Origin of the sequence: Herbiconiux dendrobii (genome assembly GCF_052048175.1) — a bacterium.
Classification (GTDB): Bacteria; Actinomycetota; Actinomycetes; order Actinomycetales; family Microbacteriaceae; genus Herbiconiux.
In genome coordinates, this window is sequence record NZ_JBLZQV010000004.1 from 327,579 (window position 1) to 347,034 (window position 19,456).

General features: G+C 71.8%; 16 protein-coding genes. 3 read left to right on the forward strand and 13 right to left on the reverse strand.

All coding sequences use genetic code 11. The features are described 5' to 3' along the window. Positions 1–41 precede the first annotated feature (41 nt). On the reverse strand, positions 42–902 hold the full coding sequence (locus ACN4JJ_RS14355; RefSeq protein WP_440710565.1) for a universal stress protein: 861 nt from the start codon (positions 900–902) through the stop codon (positions 42–44). Between the two features lie 116 nt (positions 903–1,018). Further along, positions 1,019–1,360, reverse strand: a complete 342-nt coding sequence (locus tag ACN4JJ_RS14360; protein WP_440710566.1) for a nuclear transport factor 2 family protein — start codon at positions 1,358–1,360, stop codon at positions 1,019–1,021. A 136-nt stretch (positions 1,361–1,496) separates the two neighbouring features. On the opposite strand from ACN4JJ_RS14360, the gene ACN4JJ_RS14365 reads away from it, so the two are divergent. Next, positions 1,497–2,630 carry an LLM class flavin-dependent oxidoreductase gene (locus ACN4JJ_RS14365; RefSeq protein ID WP_440710567.1) on the forward strand — a complete coding sequence of 378 codons (1,134 nt, stop codon included), beginning with the start codon at positions 1,497–1,499 and terminating at the stop codon, positions 2,628–2,630. Positions 2,631–2,748: 118 nt separating this feature from the next. Here ACN4JJ_RS14365 and ACN4JJ_RS14370 read toward each other — a convergent pair whose 3' ends face one another. Beyond that, the gene (locus ACN4JJ_RS14370; protein ID WP_440710568.1) at positions 2,749–3,279 is read right to left on the reverse strand and encodes a methylated-DNA--[protein]-cysteine S-methyltransferase; all 531 of its coding nucleotides are present in this window, start codon (positions 3,277–3,279) and stop codon (positions 2,749–2,751) included. Next, positions 3,276–5,495, reverse strand: a complete 2,220-nt coding sequence (locus ACN4JJ_RS14375) for a DNA-3-methyladenine glycosylase 2 family protein (protein ID WP_440710569.1) — start codon at positions 5,493–5,495, stop codon at positions 3,276–3,278. The genes ACN4JJ_RS14370 and ACN4JJ_RS14375 overlap by 4 nt, the downstream gene beginning before the upstream one ends. Before the next feature lie 159 nt (positions 5,496–5,654). Here ACN4JJ_RS14375 and ACN4JJ_RS14380 point away from each other — a divergent pair, with 159 nt between their 5' ends. After that, complete coding sequence (locus tag ACN4JJ_RS14380; RefSeq protein ID WP_440710570.1) at positions 5,655–6,815, forward strand: M4 family metallopeptidase; 1,161 nt, start codon at positions 5,655–5,657, stop codon at positions 6,813–6,815. After that, the gene (locus ACN4JJ_RS14385; protein WP_440710571.1) at positions 6,796–7,200 is read left to right on the forward strand and encodes a protealysin inhibitor emfourin; all 405 of its coding nucleotides are present in this window, start codon (positions 6,796–6,798) and stop codon (positions 7,198–7,200) included. Before ACN4JJ_RS14380 ends, ACN4JJ_RS14385 begins: the two co-directional genes overlap by 20 nt. Positions 7,201–7,207: 7 nt before the next feature. On the opposite strand, the gene ACN4JJ_RS14390 is transcribed toward ACN4JJ_RS14385, so the two are convergent. The 9 genes from ACN4JJ_RS14390 to pstA form a co-directional block, all read right to left on the reverse strand. Beyond that, on the reverse strand, positions 7,208–7,981 hold the full coding sequence (locus ACN4JJ_RS14390; RefSeq protein WP_440710833.1) for a phosphate ABC transporter ATP-binding protein: 774 nt from the start codon (positions 7,979–7,981) through the stop codon (positions 7,208–7,210). 228 nt (positions 7,982–8,209) lie between these two features. After that, the gene (locus ACN4JJ_RS14395; protein WP_440710572.1) at positions 8,210–9,100 is read right to left on the reverse strand and encodes a sortase; all 891 of its coding nucleotides are present in this window, start codon (positions 9,098–9,100) and stop codon (positions 8,210–8,212) included. A 140-nt stretch (positions 9,101–9,240) separates the two neighbouring features. Continuing rightward, on the reverse strand, positions 9,241–10,032 hold the full coding sequence (locus tag ACN4JJ_RS14400) for a hypothetical protein (protein ID WP_440710573.1): 792 nt from the start codon (positions 10,030–10,032) through the stop codon (positions 9,241–9,243). Next, positions 10,029–11,210, reverse strand: a complete 1,182-nt coding sequence (locus tag ACN4JJ_RS14405; protein WP_440710574.1) for a COG1361 family protein — start codon at positions 11,208–11,210, stop codon at positions 10,029–10,031. Before ACN4JJ_RS14405 ends, ACN4JJ_RS14400 begins: the two co-directional genes overlap by 4 nt. A gap of 130 nt (positions 11,211–11,340) precedes the next feature. Then, a complete protein-coding gene (locus ACN4JJ_RS14410; RefSeq protein ID WP_440710575.1) occupies positions 11,341–12,402 on the reverse strand; it encodes a hypothetical protein in 1,062 nt (353 codons plus the stop codon). 36 nt (positions 12,403–12,438) lie between these two features. Continuing rightward, the gene (locus tag ACN4JJ_RS14415) at positions 12,439–13,545 is read right to left on the reverse strand and encodes a hypothetical protein (RefSeq protein ID WP_440710576.1); all 1,107 of its coding nucleotides are present in this window, start codon (positions 13,543–13,545) and stop codon (positions 12,439–12,441) included. Between the two features lie 118 nt (positions 13,546–13,663). Continuing rightward, on the reverse strand, positions 13,664–16,246 hold the full coding sequence (locus ACN4JJ_RS14420) for a hypothetical protein (RefSeq protein WP_440710577.1): 2,583 nt from the start codon (positions 16,244–16,246) through the stop codon (positions 13,664–13,666). Positions 16,247–16,468: 222 nt separating this feature from the next. After that, positions 16,469–18,070: a phosphate ABC transporter substrate-binding protein PstS gene (gene pstS, locus ACN4JJ_RS14425; protein ID WP_440710578.1), complete on the reverse strand. Its 1,602-nt coding sequence runs from the start codon at positions 18,068–18,070 to the stop codon at positions 16,469–16,471. Beyond that, on the reverse strand, positions 18,067–19,455 hold the full coding sequence (gene pstA / locus ACN4JJ_RS14430; RefSeq protein ID WP_440710579.1) for a phosphate ABC transporter permease PstA: 1,389 nt from the start codon (positions 19,453–19,455) through the stop codon (positions 18,067–18,069). The genes pstS and pstA overlap by 4 nt, the downstream gene beginning before the upstream one ends. Position 19,456 lies beyond the last annotated feature (1 nt).

Here is a 19,456-nt window from a genome sequence, read left to right on the forward strand (position 1 = left end):
TCCGGGATCGGTGCGGGTGCGCCGGGTGCCCGGATGACGCGCTACTTCGTGACGCGCAGCACCAGAACAGGGGCGGGCGCGTGCACAAGCACGTCGTGGCTGACCGAGCCGAGCAGGAAGCGGCTGAGGCCGCGCCGGCCGTGGCTGCCGATCACGAGCAGCGACGCATCCGCCGCCGCGTGCAGCAGCGCGTTCACGGGCGCCTCGAAGACGGCCGACGCGACCACCTCGACCCCAGCGGTGTCGGTGTGCTCGACGGCGGCCTCGGCGACGGATCGCGCCCGATCCTCGAGGGCGTCGTAGAGCGCGGCGGTGTCGCTGAAGTCGGGGGTGGCGAACGGCGGGAGGGTCCAGGCGGTGACCACCCGCAACGGTTCGCCGAGGCGGCGGGCCTCGGCGACGGCGGCGGCGAGGATGACGTCGGGGGTGTCGGAGCCGCCCGATCCGTCGATGCCGACCACCACACCCCGGCGGTGCACGGGCGGGAGATCGGGGATGACGGCCACCGGCACGGTCGCGGCGGCCGCGACCCGCACGCTGACCGCGCTCGTGGTGAGGCGCTCGTAGACGTCTTTGCGGTAGCAGCCCACGACCAGCAGCTCGGCGCCGGTCGACTCGGCCTCGGCGCAGAGCACGGCGATCGGGTTGCCCGGCAGGGTGCGCGAGGTGACGGTCACGTGCGGGGCCTTCGAGTCGGCGTGGAAGGCGGCGTCGGCCAGCACCACCTCGCCCTGCTTGGCCAGCAGCGGGGTGGCCGTGAAGCCCTCGGAGTCCCACGAGGTGTCGGCCACGTACAGCACGTCCACGTCGAGCCCGGTCGCCTCGGCGCGGCGCAGGGCCCAGTCGAGGGCGATCGTGGCCGACGGCGATCCGTCGTACCCCACCAGAATCCGACCGCTCATCGCGTGCCTCCCGTGCTGTCGTCGTGCGCGGGCCGCCACTGTGTGAGGGCCTCATCCCCAGCATGGCGGATGCCGCGCCCGGTGTCAGCCTGTGCCGCGCCGGGTGTCAGCGCACGTCAGCCTGTGATGTCGACGCGCGAGATGAGTCCGTCGGGCCCGCCCTCGAGCTGGAACGCGATGGCGCCGCCGCCGTTGTAGCCCTCACCGGTGACCTGGACCGTCACCACGTGGATGTCGCGGTTGACGGTGAGCTCACGCACCTCGAAACGGCTGTGCACGCCCATGTTGTCGCTCTCGTTCCAGCGGGCGATCTCGCCGACGCCGGTGAAGGTGCGGCCCCAGTCGTCGAGCACCGCGTCGGGGGCGAAGGCGGCGAGGAAGCGCTCACGGTCTTCGTCGTTGCTGGCGGAGAAGAAGGCGTCGATGGCGGCGGGCAGCTCGAACGGTTGAGCGGACATGTCCCCATCCTGAGCGATCCGCCGGGCGACGCGCCAGGGTTCACGGGCGTCGCACGGGATACTGGGAGGCGGAATAGCGGATGGCGTGACCGCGTTGCAGACTTCATACATACGCATGGAAATGGATGGGATCCGCATGGCGCACGATGACCAGCAGGCCGCTCGGGCCGAGCAGGGACCGCACTCGCACTCCTCGGCTGAGTCGACTGACTCGGCCTCGGAGGTCGACTCGACTCCTTCGGCTCTCGAGTTCGGGCTCGACACGTTCGGCGACGTCACCGCCGACGTCTCCGGAACCCCGCTGCCGCACGCCCAGGTGCTGCGCAACCTCGTGGCCCAGGGCGTGCTCGCCGACCAGGTGGGCGTCGACCTGATCGGCTTCGGCGAGCACCACCGCGACGACTTCGCGGTCACCACCCCCGAGGTCGTGCTCGCGGCGGTCGCGGCGAAGACCTCGCGCATCCACCTCGGCTCGGCCGTGACGGTGCTCTCCTCCGACGACCCCGTGCGGGTCTTCCAGCGCTTCTCGACCCTGGATGCGCTCTCGAACGGGCGCGCCGAGGTCACCCTCGGGCGCGGCTCGTTCACCGAGTCGTTCCCGCTCTTCGGCTTCGAGCTCTCGGACTACGAGGTGCTGTTCGAGGAGAAGCTCGACCTGTTCGCGGCCGTGCGGTCGCAGCATCCGGTGACCTGGTCGGGCAGCACGCGGGCGCCTCTGACGAACCAGAGCGTGTTCCCGCCGGTGGAGAACGGGCTGCTGAAGACCTGGGTGGGCGTGGGCGGCAGCCCCGAGTCGGTGGTGCGGGCGGCGCGGTACGGCTTCAACCTGGCGCTGGCGATCATCGGCGGCGAGCCCTCGCGGTTCGCGCCGTTCGTCGACCTGTACCACCGGGCGCTCGACCAGTTCGAGCTGCCGCGCCAGCAGGTGGCGGTGCACTCGCCCGGCCACGTCGCGGCCACCGACGAGGAGGCCCGCGAGCAGCTGTGGCCGCACTACCAGGCGCTGATGAACCGGATCGGCCGCGAGCGAGGGTGGTCACCGATGGGGCGCGGGCACTTCGAGCAGGAGATCCGCTCGGGGTCGCTGTACGTGGGCTCGCCGGAGACCGTGGCGCAGAAGATCGCGGCCACCGCGCGCACGATCGGCATCGACCGCTTCGACCTCAAGTACGGCAACGGCGGCCTCTCGCACGAGAACCTCATGACGAGCATCGAGCTCTACGGCACGCAGGTCATCCCGCGCGTGCGCGAGCTGCTCGCGGACGCGTAGCCCGCGCCGCTTCCACCCGCCCCACCCTCATGGGCCCTGTTCGGTCGCACTTTTGGTTGAAAAGCCCTGATTTTACGACCGAAAGTGCGCCCGAACGAGCGCTCGACAGCCCCGGGGGTCAGGCGGGCAGGGATGCGAGGGACTCGTGGGCGGCGCGGGATTCGCGGGCGAGCAGGGAGCGCTTGACCTCCACGCCCCAGGCGAAGCCGCCCAAGGAGCCGTCGGTGCGGAGGACGCGGTGGCAGGGCACGAAAAGGGCGGGGGCGTTGCGGGCGCAGGCGCTGGCGGCCGCGCGCACGGCGGTGGGGCGACCGAGTTCGGCGGCGAACTCCTGGTAGCTGAGCGGATGCCCCGGGGCGATGCCGCGCAGGGCCGCCCAGCCGCGCGTGTGGAACTCCCCGCCGGCCTGCCGCACCTCGACCGCGTCGATCGCGTGAACGTCGCCCGCGTAATAGGCGCGGACGGCCTCGGCGGCCGCCGTCTCACCCCGGACGAGGTCGGCGGCGACCGGCCGGATGGACGGGGTCAGGCGCGCGAGCAGGGCGTCGGCGTCGGAGGTCCAGCCGGAGGCGAGCACGCGCCCCTCGGCGTCGGCGATGATGCCGAACGGGCCGTCGGGGGTGCCGACAAACTGGATCGTGGCGGTCATGAGGTCTCCTCGGTCGGTGCGGTGGGGCGGGTCTGAGCGGTAGGGCTGGTGGGTGCGGCGCTGCGGGTGGGTGCGGTGGGTCCGGCGCTGCGGATGGATGCGGTGTGACGTCCGGACGCGGATGCGGTGCGGGCCGTGGACTCGGGCGCGGTGCCACTCGCGGACTCGGGCGCGGACTCGGCTGCGGCGCGGTGGGGCGCCTCGGGTCGGGCGGATCCGGCGGCGCGTTTGCGGGGGGCGGCCTTGTCGGCGGGGTCGCGCGGCGGGGCGAGCGCGGGGTCGGCGGCCGCGCGCCAGAGGTGGAGGCAGAGGTAGGAGCGCCAGGGGGCGTAGGGGGCCGACCACTCGGTGAGACCGCGCGGGGTGTCGGGGATGCCGAGGCGGCGGGCTCCGGTGCGCACCGCGACGTCGCCCGTGAGCAGCACGTCGGGGCTGCCAAGCACGCGCATCGCGAGGTAGCCGGCCGTCCACTCGCCGATGCCGGGGATCGCGGTGAGGCGACGGCGCAGATCTACCGGGTCGTCGCCGAAGCCCAGTTCGAGCTCTCCGGATGTCAGCAGCTCGGCCACGCGCACGACCGTGTCGATCTTCGCGCGCGGGCCGGTCAGCACGGCACGCGCGTGTTCCGCGATCTGCGCGGCGGTGGGGAAGAGCAGGGTGGGCGGCGTCCCGGTGTCCGCGGCCGGCGCATCCGGAGCCGTCGAGCCCGGCCTGCTTGCGGGAGTCGCCGCCCGGGTATCGGGCGACTCGGCGGCGGGCGCATCCGTCTCCCCCGCCGCGTTCGCTCCCCCGGGGAACGGGGAGCCGGCCGCGACCGCGAGACGGTGCAGCAGGGTGCGCGCGGCGGCGACCGTGATCTGCTGGCCCAGGATGGCGCGGAACAGCATCTCATGCGGATCGACGGCTCCGGGCATCCGGATGCCGGGCAGCCCGCGAACCCACCCGGCCAGCAGAGCCGCACCGATCGCTGGGTCTGCGACAGCCGTTCCGCCGCCCACGACTGCGAGGTCGCCATCGCAAGCGAGCGCGCCATCAGGTGCCGGAGCACCACTGCCACCACCCGCGCCGCCACCGTCGTCACCGTGCACGAGAGCGGCGCCAGGTGCCGGAGCATCACTGCCACCACCCGCGCCGCCACCGTCGTCACCGTGCACGAGAGCGGCGCCAGGTGCCGGAGCATCACTGCCACCACCCGCGCCGCCACCGTCGTCACCGTGCACGAGAGCGGCGCCAGGTGCCGGAGCACCACTGCCACCACCCGCGCCGCCACCGTCGTCGCCGTGCACGAGAGCGGCGCCAGGTGCCGGAGCACCACTGCCACCACCCGCGCCGGCACCGTCGTCAGCGCGCGCGAGCGCGGCGTCGATCGCCACGGGGTCGGCGTCGAGGTCGAAGAGGCGGCGGATGCGCGCGACCAGCACCGGCAGGTCGCGCAGCACGGTGAGGTGGGCGTCGAGCACCAGGTGCCGGTGGCCGTCGCGCACGGTGAACCAGGCCGGGCCCCCGGGCAGCATCAGCGAGCGCGAATAGCTGTCCGGCAGGGCCGACTCGATGCCCGGGATGGCGCGCACCGCGAGCCAGGCGAACACGCCGGCGGCGTCGAACGGCTCGCGATAGGGCAGCTCGAGGCGGATCGCGCCAGGCGTGGCGTGCGGGTGCCGCGACGGGCGCTCGCGGATCTGCGTGGGCGAGAGCCGGAACACCTCCGACACGGTGTCGTTGAACTGGCGGATGCTCGCGAAGCCCGCCGCGAAGGCGATGTCGGACATCGAGAGGTCGGTGCCGGTGATGAGCGTGCGGGCGGTCTGGGCGCGGTGCGCGCGGGACAGTGCGAGGGGGCCGGCGCCGAGCTCCTCACGGAGCACCCGGGTGAGGTGGCGGCTGGAGTAGCCGAGGCGCTCGGCGAGCCCGTCGACGCCGTCGCGCTCGACGACGCCGTCGCCGATCAGGCGCATGGCGCGGGCGGCGAGGTCGTCGCGCAGGTTCCAGGCGGGGGTTCCGGGCACCGCTTCGGGCAGGCAGCGCTTGCAGGCGCGGTAGCCGGCCTCGTGCGCCGCGGCACTGGTCTCGTAGAAGGTCACGTTGGCCGGCTTCGGCGTGCGCGCCGGGCAGCTGGGGCGGCAGTAGATGCCCGTCGACCGCACCGCCGTGATGAACTGCCCGTCGAAGCGCGCATCCCGGGAGAGGATGATCCGGTAGCGCTCGTCGAAGTCCATGCCACGAGTCTCACACGCCCCACCGACCCCCACTAGCGGAAAACGGACACGGCAGTGCCGCCCCACGCCCTCCGCTCGTACGGGCGCACAGAGTCACGCGGCGGGAATGGGGTCGGGGCTGGAGGGGCGGGTGTCGGTGGGGCGACGTAGGGTCGGGGCATGAGGCGATCGATCGTTCCCCCGTATCTGCTGGCCCGGATCGCGCGCGCCGACGCGTTCGGCATGGAGCGCGCCGCGGCCGCCGCCCGGCGATCGCTGCTGAGCGATCCGCAGCTGCGCGAGGTGCGCGACGAGCGGATGCGCGCGACCCCCGAGAACGACGGCGGAGAGGGGCGGTCCGGCACCCGCAACGGGCTGCTCGCACCCACCACGGATTCCGGCACCGGGCCCGCCGCCGGAGGTGGCGCCGGTGCCGGATCGATGGCTGCGGCGGCGGCTCCCACCGTGCAGCGCACCGTGTTCGACGCGGCCGGCACCGAGACGCTGCCGGGGCGGGTGGTGCGGCGCGAGGGCGATCCGGATGCCGCCGACGTCGCGGTGAACGAGGCCTACGACGGGCTCGGGGCCACCCACGCGCTGCTCTGGGAGGCCTTCGGGCGTGACTCGGTCGACGGGCGCGGGCTGCCGCTGAACGCCACGGTGCACTACGGCGACGACTACGACAACGCCTTCTGGGACGGCGAGCGGATGGTGTTCGGCGACGGCGACGGCGAGGTGTTCGGTCGCTTCACCGCCTCGCTCTCGGTGATCGGTCACGAGCTGGCGCACGGAGTGACGCAGTACACCGCCGGGCTCGTCTACCAGGGGCAGTCCGGAGCGTTGAACGAGTCGTTCTCCGACGTGATCGGAGCGCTCGTCGAGCAGCACCGGCTCGGGCAGAGCGCCGATGCCGCGAGCTGGCTGATCGGCGAAGGCCTGTTCACCTCCGCCGTCCAGGGGCGGGCGCTGCGCTCGATGCTCGAGCCGGGCACCGCCTACGACGACGACGTCCTCGGCAAAGACCCTCAGCCCGCCTCGATGGACGAGTACGTCGACACGGCCGACGACAACGGCGGCGTGCACCTGAACTCCGGTATCCCCAACCGCGCCTTCGCGCTCGCGGCGGTCGAGCTCGGCGGCCCGGCCTGGGAGCGCGCGGGTCGAGTCTGGTACGACGCGATCGCGGGGTCGCTCTCCCCCACCGCCGACTTCGCGATGTTCGCTGCCGCGACGGTCACGGCATCCGGAGCCCGGTTCGGCGAGCAGTCGGACGAGACCGCCGCGATCGTGCAGGCATGGCGTACCGTGGGCGTGAGGAGTGATGAACCAGCCCCAGGATGATCCGACCCGGCCGTCTGCGGAGAGCACCGTGGGCCCGGGTTCCAACGCGCCGGCGCGGGCGCTGCGCATCACGGTCGCGCGATCCGGCGGCGTCGCGGGCATCGCACCCACCTGGAGCATCACGGCCACCGAGGAGCCCGAGGTCGACTCCTGGCTCTCGCTGGTCGAGTCGTGCCCGTGGGACGCCCCCGAGGCGGACGCGGATGCCGTCGCCGGCTCGACCCCCGGCGCGCCCGACCGCTTCGTCTACACGATCCGGGTGGTGCTGGCCGAGCCCTCCACCCCGGAGCCCGACGACGAGCGCGACGCCCGTGTTCCCGAACGCGCCCTCGGTCCGTGGCGCCCCCTCGTCGACCGGGTCAAGGACGCCAGCACCTCCGCCTGAACGCGGGTCAGCCGAAGACGCCGTTGACGTAGTCGTAGGTGCGGGGATCGATCGGGCTCGAGAACATGGCTTCGGTGGCGCCGTGCTCGACGATGTGGCCGGGGCGGCCCTGTGCGGCGAGGAAGAAGGCGCACTGCGTGGAGACCCGCTGCGCCTGCTGCATGTTGTGGGTGACGATGACGATGGTGACGTCGTTCACCAGCTCGAGCATCGTCTCCTCGATCACGCGCGTCGACGTCGGGTCCAGAGCGGAGCAGGGCTCGTCCATCAGCAGCACCTTCGGGGTGACCGCGAGCGAGCGCGCGATGCACAGGCGCTGCTGCTGGCCGCCCGAGAGGCCGCCGCCGGGAGCCCGGAGGCGATCCCGCACCTCCTTCCACAGCCCCGCCTTGGTCAGGCAGGACTCGACGAGGTAGTCCTTGCGGTCGCGGTCGGCCTTGGTTCCGGTGAGCTTCAGGCCCGCCAGCACGTTGTCGTAGATGGACATCGCCGGGAACGGGTTCGGCTTCTGGAAGACCATGCCGATGCTCTTGCGGGCATCGACGAGCTTGCGCGAGGGGTCGTAGATGTCTTCGCCGTCGATCAGCACCTCACCGGCCAGGCTCGCTGAGGGGATCAGCTCGTGCATCCGGTTCAGGATGCGCAGGAAGGTCGACTTGCCGCATCCGGAGGGCCCGATCAGCGAGGTGATCACCCCGGCCGGCATGGTGAGCGAGACCCGGTCGAGCACCTGGTGGTCGCCGAACCAGGCGGTGATGTTGCGGGCGTCGAGCTCGGCCAGCGGCGGCCGCTCGAGGGTGGGGAGCAGCAGCTGCTCGTAGCTCTGCGCCGAGGACGCGCCCGAGATCTGCTGCTGGGCGAGCGGCGCGGTGGGAACCCAGTCCCGCGGACCGGAAGCCTGACCCTTCATGATCTTGCGCTGCTCACGACGGCTGATCGGGGGCATCACCGTGGTGACTTCGTCGGGAGCCGTGGTGGTTTCGTTGTCAGTCATAGGAGTTCTCTCGGGTCACAGCAGATTCGGGAGCAGCAGGTTCACCTGGTCGGCCACGAGCAGCCCGGCCAGGAACATGACGGGCACGAACACCACCCACATCTTCTGGGCACCGACCCGGCGGTAGGCCCAGACGGCGGCGATCTCGGCCACCACGAAGAACTGCAGCGCGAACACGAGCGCCCAGACCTGCGAGGAGTCGGTGGCGAGCTCGGTGTCCTGCGGCGGGAGCGTGGTGTACGACGACTGGCGCTGGCCGGCGGGCTGCGTGGTGGAGACGAGCTGCGCATCCACCCGGGCGATGCCGGTGGGGATGTACGCGGCGCCGCGGGCGGTCTCGAGGATGAGCCGGCTCTCCCCCGCCTTCGGGCTGGGCGGTGCGGGATCGCCGGCGTAGCGCACGCCGATCACGGCGAACTTCTGGATGCCCTGGCCGGTGAGCACCGAGAAGGTCGCCCCGGGTGCGAGCTCCTGGATGCGGCTGAACGGACCGCCGTAGGACGCCGAGCGCGCCATCACGACGCTGACCCCCGACTGACCGGGCAGCACGGTGTCACGCCGGTGACCCGGACCCGCCTTGGTGTCGGCCGCGGACGTGCCCTCGACGACGACCTCCCTCACGCCGATCGAAGGGATCTCGATGATCGCGACCGGAGCGCCGTCGACCAGCAGGGTGTCGTCGAACGCCCCCTCGCTGACCGGCGCGGTGCCCGCCGCCAGCTGGGCGCGGTAGGTGTCGGTGAGCTGCTGCTGCGAGACCGCGTGCTGGAGGTGGCTCAGCACCATCAGGTTGAGCGCGAAGGCGAACAGCAGCGAGGCGACGAGCGCGAGCGCGCTGCGGGCGAGCACCTGCTGCGGGGTCAACGGGGCCAGCGGCTGCATCGACCGCGGCATCCGCTTGGGCATCCGCGGCGGCTTGGGCGGCCTCGACGGGCCGCCGGGGCCGCTCGGCCCACCTGGCCCTCCCGTCGGTGGCAGCAGGGGCGGCGCGGGCGGAACCGGCGGCGGCCCCGCCGCGGGCGACGGCGCGTCGATCACGGCCGAGCTCACGCGGTCGACTCCGCCAGCGCCGGTTCCGCGGCAGTGCCGGTAGTACCGGCACCGGCGCCGGCCGCAGCACCCGCACCGGCGAGGGGCGCCACGCCCGACGAGGCCCGGATCAGCCGCACGACGGCGTAGGCGGCGGCGCCGATCGCGCCCAGCGCCAGCAGGAACCACGGCGGCAGGAACACGAACGCGTCCCGCGTGAGCGGCGCCAGCTCCACCCCGTCGACGGTCTCCGGCGGGGTGAGCGTCACGTGCGCGGTGGCGAAGGTCCACTGCCCCACGCCCGGGAGGGTGGCGTCGACCACGCGGGACTCGTCGGGCTTCAGCCCGGCGACATCCACCGGCCCGACCGCGCTGATCTCGCCACCGAACGGGTTGCTCACCCAGAACCGCGCCGTGCTGTCGAGGGTGGCGTCCGACACGTTGCGCACGGTGAAGTGCGCCTGCAGCTCGCCGCTCAGCGGGTCGATCGAGGGCGCGTAGGCCGTGCCCAGCCCGCTGATGTACAGGATGCCGCCGATGCTCTGCTCGTCGTCGGCCACGGCGGGCGTCACCGCGGGCCCGGTGACGACCACCTCGCCGTTCACGGTGGTGCGCGTGGTGGTGTTCGAGGTGGTGCCGGCGGCGGGCGGGGTGACGGCGGTTCCGGATCCCGGGCCGACGGTGACGGTGATGTTCACGCCGTCCGGCGCCGGGTTGTCGGCGGCCAGGGCGGCACTGCCGCCCGCGAGCGCGCCGAGCAGCGCGAGCACCGCGCCCGCGCCCAGCAGGGGGGCGACGACGGGCCTCACCGCGATGCGCCCGGGTTCGAGCCGGCGCCGGTGTCCGAGCCGGTGCCGGTGCCGGTGCCGGTGCGCGGGTTCGCCCCGGCGCCCACGGGCACGGCGGCCTCGTCGCGCGCCTTCCGGCGCGCTTCGGCCTCGGTGTAGGCGATCCAGTCGCGCGCCGTCTTCTCGTCACGCACCCGGCGGATGCGCAGGAACCCCCAGATCGCGGCGGCGATCACGAGCAGCACCAGCAGCAGCCACGGCACGGCGACGGTCACGGTGTCGCGGTTCACCGTGGGCAGCGCACCCGGGTCGAGGGCGTCCTTGTCGACGGTCGGCTGCATCGACACGTACGGGTTGAGGTAGCCCCACTGGCCGGTGCCGTTCACGGTCATCGTGATGGTTCTGGTGCTGCCGGGCAGCATCTCGGCCAGCTCCTGCCGGCTCTGCTCCCCCGTGCCGATGCCGAGGTAGGTGTTCACGCCCGCCACCATCTCGGCGCCGAGCGCCACGTTGCCGCTGTTCTTGACGGTGAAGGTGATGGTGGTGTGGCCGTCGAAGGGGTTGAACTCGCCCTCGTAGTCGGCCGCGATGCTGGAGATCGTGAGGGCCGGCTGCAGGTCGCCGGGTACGCGCACGTACAGCCGCGTGGCGACGCGGCGATCGACCAGGATCTGCCCCTCGGCCGTGGTGACCGAGATCACGATGCCCGCCGCGTGGTCGCCGGGGGCGGCATCCGCAGGCACGGTGATGCTGAACGGCACGACCTGCTGGGCTCCGGGATCCAGCGGGATCTCCAGCGCCTTCTGGCCGCCGTCGAAGGCGACCCAGTTTCCGGCGCCCGTCGGCGTAACGTCGGTGTCGAGCAGACCGTACGATCCGTCGTCGGTGTTGTAGGCATCCGTGGCGAAGACCTTCATCACCTGCGCGGTGCTGCCCGTGTTCTTCAGCACGTAGTAGTCCTCGAGCACCTGCCCGGGAGCCACCTGGTAGCTGAAGCGGCTTCGGCCGTCGGGGCCCGTGTCGCTGGAGGGCGAGCCGGAGATGCCGTCGGTGTCGTCGGCGCGGGCGGACAGGGCGGCCGAACCGGCGACCATGCCGGAGGCCAGGACGAGGCCCACCAGCGCGGCGGCCAGGAGGCGGCGCACGGGGTGGGAGCGCACGGGGTCGGATGCGCGGATCGGGTTCGGGATGACAAGCACAGTTGATTAAGCCAGCGCCAGTTGTCGCCGGCGCGGCCTCGTGGTGTCTGGAAGGTGAACGCCCGATGCACGAGAACGGAGGGGGCCGCGATCGCTCGCGACCCCCTCCGCCGGGGTGGTGCTGGTGGTGCTACTTCGACGCGAGCGTGAGCGTGAGCTTCGAGGTGTAGGTGCCGGCCGGCATGTTCGCCGGCGAGACGAACTTCAGGTCGGCGTTGAACTTCGCGGTGCCGGCGGCGGCCGCGTCACCGGTCTGCGCGAACACCGAGGGGTACGTCGCCGAGCCCGCGACCTGCGGGTTCGCCAGCGTGACCGCCGCGTTCGGCTCGACCAGCTTGGGCGCGACACCCAGCTGCGAGGCGTTGATGATCTTGCTGGAGTCGGCCGCGTTGGTGAACTGGGTGACCGTGGTCGTCAGCGTCCAGCCCGGGTGGGTCTGGAAGCGCTCGTCGACGACCGAGAAGTCGCCGAGCGAACCCGTCGAGGTCGACAGGCCCTCGACCAGCGCCGGGTTGCCGATGGTGGCCGTGTTCGACGCCGGTGCGACGAGGCTGAGCGCACCGTCGGGAGCCGAGGTGGTGACGGCCTCGAGGTTCACGTCGAACGAGTCCGCCGAGGGCTCGGGGTCGACCGGGCCGGTGCCGCTCGGCGTGGCGAAGGTCCACTTGCCGTTGGGCTGCACGGTGATGTACGTGAAGTACACGTCGCCGTCGGCGAGGTTCAGGTTGTTGTTCTTCATGAACGCGAATCCGACGCTGAAGTTGCCACCGGCGCGCACGGTCGACTGGTTGCCGAGGATCTGCGCTCCCAGCGTGACCGCCGGGTAGATGACGTCCTTCGTGCCCGTCTTGAAGGCGCTGTCGGCCCAGGCGGTCCACTGCGTGGGGGTGTGCTCGGATCCGCGCGGCGAGATGAACGTGCGGACGGTCTCGCCGTCGGCGGTCCCGGGGAACACGGCCTCGATCTGGGCCGGGTCGGCGCTGGGCATGCCGATCAGCGCGTAGTCGAAGTCGAGCTCGGTGCCGGCGGGGATGATCGAGCCGTCACCGGCGTCGCCGATGTAGTACGGGCCCTTGGAGCCCACGGTGGGCGGGACGGTGTCGGCGGCGTGGGCCGCGACGGCGCTGCCCGCGACGAGCGCGACGGCGACGACGCCGACGGCCGCGGCGCGGACGATGGTCTTACGAAACATGATTCTGTGTGCCTTTCTGAGGGATGGGTCGGGCGACTAGAGGGTCGCGAACGCGCGGATGATGGTGGTGCTGGAGGGGGCGAGGAAGCCGAACTTGCGCTTCACCGCACCCGTGGTGCTCGCGAAGGTGCCCGTGTTGGTGAGGCTCTGGGTCTTCGAGGGGTCGAGCAGGTTGGCGAGGTTCGCGTCGTACTTCGCGTCGGAGGAGTTGATGCGGGCGTACTCGACCACGAGGTAGGTGTCGCGACCGAACGGCGCGGCGCTGTAGAAGGCCGAGTTCGGAACGAGCGAGGTGCCGGTTCCGGTGAACGGCGCGACGCCGTTCGGGCTGCCGAGCTTCACGTTGACGGCGCTGGCGGCGGCGGTGGTGTTGACACCGGTGACGCCGTTGGCCTGCGCGACCCAGCTGGCGGCCGAGAACGGGATGATCTCGTCGGCGCCGAGGATCGACGCGTCGTTCTCGGGGGTGGTGTTCGCGGTCGAGTCACCGACGGTGGTGCCGAGGGTGGTGACACCGATCGCGCTGAGGAAGAACGAGCGGGTGCCCGAGCTGCTCTGCGGGATGCGGGGCTTGACCACGGTCGAACCGATGGTGACGGGGGTGTTCGACTCGTAGATCTGCTTGAGCTGCGCGGTGGTCAGCGCGGCCAGGTCGGAGTTGGTGCCGTTGTACGCGTACGCCACGGCGTCGCGGCCGTAGGGCACGTAGGCGAGCAGCCCGTTGGTGTTGGCGTTCGCGCCGGCGCCGCTGGAGGAACGGGCGATGTCCACCTGGCCGGTGATCACGCGCGCCGGAACGGCCGCGTTGCCGGTGTAGGTGTTGCCGGTGATCGAGGCGCGGAGCGCGTTGACGCCCGCTCCCGAGCCGGCCGGACGGCCGAAGTACGCGCCGCCGGTCTTGGTCTGGATGGCGGTGGAGCCGAAGGCGTCGAACGATCCGAGGCTCGTGCCCGCCGAGGTCACACGCACCGGCGCGCCGCCGACGGAGGTGCCGTTCAGCAGGGCGTTGGTGGAGTCCTGGAGGGTGTCGGAGCCGACGAGCACGTAACCGTTGGAGACGGGCTCCGCGTTCGCGGGCAGAGCGAGGCCGAGCCCCGCGAGGGCGACGCCGACCGCTGCGCCGAGCGCAACGACTTTCTTCATCTTCACTGTGAATGGTTCCTTTCGGGATGGGTATCCGAGCATCCGCGACGCGAAGGCTTCGACTTGGCATCCGCACGGCCGACCTGGCCGGGTGGACGGGCTCCAAGAACTGGGGGCATCAGAGGGGTCTCCGGATGCGGGTCAGGGCCGGCACCGCGAGCGCGGCGAGCAGTCCTGCGATGAGCGCGATCGGCACGGCGGCGCTGATCGCCCCGAGCTTCTGATCGGCGGGGGTGGCCTTGCCCACGAGCGAGCCCGCGGCGGTTCCGGATGCGGAGGGTCCGGTGGCGGGGGCGGCCGCGGCGGGCACGGCGCCCGGCACGGCGACGGGCGCGGTGGCCTGGGTGGGGGCGGTGGCGGCGGCCGTGGGCTTGGGTGTGGGAGTGGCGGCCACCGCTCCGCCGGCGGCGATCGAGGCCGCCGCCGTGAGCGCCTGCGCCTGCCAGCCGGCCGGGATGGGTGCGTAGCCCTCGGGGAGCATCCCGAACGCCGTTCCCGGCTCCTGACCGGTGGTGGCCGCGTAGTTGATGAAGTTCGCGTAGTCGGTGCGCACGGCGGCGTCGGCCATCTTCGCGTTCACGGCGGCGTACACCGGCATGGCCAGCGGATAGGCGCCCGGCGCCCCCTTCGCCTGCTCGGAGGTGGAGTCGAAGCGATAGACCTGCGGCTGGGCGGGGTCGGCCGTCATGGCGGCCGCGGCGGCGCTGAGCGAATCGGTGGTGGGGGCCACGTAGTTGCCGGCCGCGTTCAGCAGGCTGGCCGACACCACCTGGTACTTGGCGGCGGCGGCCGTGTCGGTGAGCCCGATGACCCGCTGGAAGCCCGCCAGGTTGCGGGCGGCCTTGGTGTACTTCGGCGGAACCGAGTTCGGGTCCCACGGGCCGAGGATCTGGCCGTCGCCGCGCAGCACCAGGTAGGCGCTGGTGCCGAGGTCGTTGGTGTACGGCCGCCAGGTCACCAGGTTCACGGCGGAGGGCGTGCCGGCCTCCTGCTCGGAGGGGTCGGCCTTCGGGAAGTCGTCGCGCGGGAAGGTCAGCACACCGCTGGCGGTGCCGGACACCCCCGAATAGACATCCGGGTTCATCGAACTCCAGGGATTGACGATCATGCCGTTCGGGTCGGGGTTGCCCATCAGGAAGTCGACCGCCTGCTGGTCGCTCAGCACGTAGTTCCAGAGGGCGCGCGCCGAGTCGGAGCGGCCCTGCGGCAGCAGCATGTCGGCCAGCGAGGGGGCGTTGATGCTCTGGTAGGCCCAGGCCGGGTCGTTGATGGCCAGGAAGTCGGGGTCGCTGGTGATGTTGCGGGCGTTGTGACCCGGATCCTGCGGACTGACGTAGTTCAGGTGCGACTTGTCGGCGCCGGTCGGCAGCGAGTCGAGGTAGGAGTTCGTGAGCAGCTTCGCCACGAGCCGCGGGGTGAGCTTGAGCGATTCGAAGGGCAGCCGCTCGCTGCCCGACACCTCGTCGGGGAGGTCGCCGCCGAGCCGGTTCACCTCGCTGTCGATCGCGAAGGCGATCGAGACGCCGGTGAGCGCGATCGGCGCGTAGGTGAGCGAGTCGGTCACGTCCGGCGCGCTGAGCGCCCTCGAGGTGAGGGCCATCGGAGCCACCGTGGTGCCGTTCGCCGCCACCGCGGCATCCGATTCCGCCCCGGTGATGGTGGTGTAGGCCGCGCCGCCGGATGCCCCGCAGAGGCTCGGCTGCCAGGAGGCGATGGCCTCGGAGACGAGTTCGCTGCCGGAGAGCTGGCGCTCCTTGGCGCCGATGCTGCAGCGCACGCCGACGGGGAGGAAGTCGAGTTTCACCGCGATCCGGTGCTTCCAGGAGTCCCAGAGCAGGCCGGAGTTCTTGATGTTGGTCTCGTTGGCGTCGGCCTGGCCGCGCGGGATGATCACGAGCCAGCAGGCGCTGCCCGTGACGGTGCCGCTGACCGACGTCTTCGGTGTTCCGCAGCCGAGGCCGGGCGACTGCGCCGCGGTCTGCACCTCGAACTTCACCGAACCCTCGCCGTTCGCACCGGATCCCGCCCAGCTGATCTCGTTGCTGGTGAGCTTGGTGAAGAACTGGTTCGAGTTGAGGTTGATCTTCGCCTCGGCCGGGAAGTCCTTGTCGATCAGGCTCGTGGTCTTCGTGGTCGTGTCGTAGGCGACCTTCTCGACCTTGTCGCCGTTGGCGCCGAAGAACGGGATGCCCGTGTAGGTGGGGTTGGCGAAGCCCGATCCGGGGATCGAGTAGATCGTGTCCTCGGCCGGCACCGGCGTCTCGCCGAGGTAGGAGTCGCGACTGGTGCCCGGGGTGTTGAAGGCGCCGTACTGGCACTTCGTGCGGTCGGGCGCGTCGTCGTCGTCGGCGCCCCAGCACTGCATGATCTGCAGGAAGTCGGTGCCGCCGTCCTGCCCGCTCGGCGCCTGCGACTGCTTGCCACCCGTCCAGCTCACCTGGATGCCCTGGGCGAGCAGGTCGCGGGTCTGGGAGACCGTCACCGCGAGCTCGGGCATCGGCGCGTTCTGCAGGTCGGTGTCCTGCTGGTTCGCCGAGACGGTGACCGCCGAGGAGGTGTCGGCACTGGCCGGCGTGGCCGGCGTGCCGATACCGGCGACCACGGAGACACCGCCCGCGAGAACGCCGACGGCGACGCCCGCGGTGAGCGAGAGAAGCCAGGAACGGCGCCGAGGACGACGGTGGCGAGGGGCAGAGGGCACGGGTTGCTCCAGGTGGGAATCCTGTGGATTCGTGGGTGAACGCCTGAGAGAGTACGGGCGCTCGGTGTCGGCGGGATGAACGGTGTGGTAAGGGCACCACCCCGGGAGATTTCGGGCGGGCGACCGCGCGGGGGCGGTGCGGGGGCGGCAGGATCCGGTGCCCCGCGAACGGGTCACAGCGGGTGGGAACAGCGGTGGATCAGGGTGTGCGGTGGGCCGGTATCAGCTGTCGCGACCGGCGCGCTTGAGGCGCCGGGAGGCGAGCGGGGGCACGATCACGGCCCCGAGGAGCAGCACTCCGGCCGCCACCATCAGCCACTGCTGCGGCCCCATCCCGGCGTCGGGCAGGGTGAAGGGGCTCGAGACCGCGGCGCCGGCGACCGCCGTGCCGCCGGAGACCAGGGCGCCGTTCTCGTCGTAGACGGGGGCCGCTCCCCCCGTGGTGGCCGCCGCGGCCGCGCCGGCCGCCGCCGGGGCTGCCGCCGCTGCCGCGCCGCCGGCATCCGCGGAGGTGCCGCCGTTGCCCGATCCGGTCGTGTCGGTGGGCGTCTCGGCCGCGCCACCGGTGCCCGTGGTGCACTGATCGGGGCCCTGCTTGTCGCAGGCGGCCGGCTGCGGCGCGGTGGCCGCGAGCGCGTTGCTGCCGTCGGCGCTGAAGGTGGGGTTGTTGCAGGTGGCCGGATCCACGCCGCCGCCGCCGTTCGGGATCCGCGCGATCTGCGCCGACCCGGCCTGCACCAGGTTCAGCGGCAGCGGCGAGTAGCCGAGCGTGTCGGCCTGCTGCTGCCCCTCGCAGAGCATGTAGCGCGCGAAGGCGCCGAGCGTCTTGCCCTTCTCGGCCGTGAAGGTGGTGGTGGTCTCGGTGGGCACGATCATGTAGGAGTAGCTGGAGAGCGGATAGGTGCGCGGATCGGCGCTGTTGTACACGCCTTCGAGCTTCTGCGTGAGGTCGTCGTTGATCTGCGCCGAGAGCAGCGCCACGGCCACCGAGGTCGCCTTCGGCTCGATGTAGTAGCCCGAGTTGTTGAGCACCTTGGCCACCGGGAAGCCGGCGTTCTTCGCGTACGAGTACTCCACGTAGGTGATCGCGCCCTCGCCGTAGCCCTGCGAGACGTACCCGGCCACGCCGAGCGATCCGTTCTGCGCCTTCATGGTGCCGCCCACCGGGTACTGCGAGGTCTTCGACCCGGCGGCGAAGTACGCGCTCCACAGCGCCGGGTGCTGCGTCGCCATCCAGAGCGTGAACTGGGCGGTGGAGCCGGATCCGTCCGAGCGCACCACGGGCACGATCGCCTTGTCGGGCATCGCGAGCCCGGGGTTGTCCTGAGCCAGCTGCGGGTCGTTCCAGTTGGTGATGACGCCGGTGAAGATCTTGGTGATCGAGTCGCCGCTGAGGCGCAGGTTGGTGACCCGCTTGCCGCCGATCTGCAGGTTGTACATGAACGAGGTCCCGCCGGCCACGATCGGCATGTAGGCGTAACCGGTGGTGGGCACCTCGGGCACCGAACCGTCTTCGGGGGCGGCCTGGAACGGGATCTCGCTGACCGCGAAATCGACCGACTGCGAGATGAAGTCGCGGCGGCCGGCGGAGGAGCCGGTGCCGGAGTAGTTGACGGTCATGCCGTAGTTGGCCGACACGTTCTTGCGCCACTGGTCGAGGGCGTTGGAAGACCAGGTGGAGCCGGTGCCGGTGATCGGCGCGTAGGTGTCGGCACGGGCGGGAGCGGCATCCGCTCCCCCGACGACGGCGAGGGTGGCGAGCACGAGGGCGGAGAGCGCCGCGGCCAGGGTGGGGCGGATGCTGCGGCGATATTTCGGGGTCACGCGGGGTGGTCCTCTGGGGTCGGGGTGGGGGCGGATGCCGTGGGTGCGGCGGGAGCGGGTGCGGCGGGAGCGGGTGCGGCGGCGCGCGCCGGGTAGCGGCCTTCGGCGATGCGGTCGTCGAGCATCGTGATGCGCTGCAGGTCGCGCATCGACTCGGCGGTGGCGGCGCGGCGCTGGCGGTCGGAGAGCTGGCCGGGGCCCTTGCCGCCGATCATCCGGGCGACGATGAACAGGGTGAGCACGAGCAGGATGAGCACCGCCGCCGTGCCGAAGCCGCGCGCGATCATCGTGGGCTCGGGCGAGCGCACGAAGTCGAACACCTGCAGCGGCAGCGAGATCATCGGGCCGGAGAACGGGTTCACGTTCATCACGGCGGTGACGCCGGAGGTGAGCAGCACCGGTGAGGTCTCGCCGATGCCGCGGGCCGTGCCGAGGATGACGGCGGTCACGAGCCCGGAGCGGGCGGTCGGCAGCACGACGTGCCACACCGTCCGCCAGCGGGTGGTGCCGAGCGCGTAGGAGGCTTCCCGCAGGTTTCCCGGAACCAGGCGGAGCACGACATCCGAGGCACGGATGACGATCGGCAGCATCATCACGGTGATCGCCATGGCGGCGGCGAAACCCGAGCGTTGGTGGGTGACGAGCTGGATGATGGCGGCGTAGACGAAGAGGCCGGCGACGATCGAGGGCAGCGCGGTCATGGCATCCGCGATGGTGCGCACGAAGCGGGCGAAGCGGCCGCCGACCTCGTTCAGGAAGACGGCCGTGGTGATGCCGAGCGGGACGGTGATGGCCAGCGCGATGCCGATCTGGATCAGCGTGCCGACGATGGCGTGCAGGATGCCGCCGGAGGAGAGCGGATCCAGTGGGCCGGTGAGCTCCATCGTCTCGGTGAAGAAGTTGACGAAGGGCAGCGCCTCGGAGCCGCGCGTGAGCGTGTAGACCACGATGAACACGAGGGCGCCGAACAGGATGACGCCGGCGCTGACCATCAGAACGGTCGCGACGCGGTCTTTCACCTCCTGGAAATCGCTGCGCAGCGACACCAGGAGCATGTAGAACCCGAGGAAGGCCAGGAACGCCACCACGAACCAGCCGATCACGCCGGTGAGCGGGCCGATCCAGCCGAACAGAAGCGTGGAGAGCGCGAGGGCGCCGGCCAGGGCGCCCACGACGTTGAACTTCTCGTCGAGCGTGGCCGTGCGCACACCTCGGCGCGGGCCCACCTCGATCCCCTCGACGTCGGGGATGCTCGTGGGGGCCGGCTCGTCGGGGTCGCGGTCGTACTCGGGGTCGAAGTCGTCGTCGTACTCCTGCTCGAGGCCGGGGTCGTCGAGGTCGACGTCGGGGCCGGCATCCGGGGCCGTCTCGTAGATGGTGGTCATG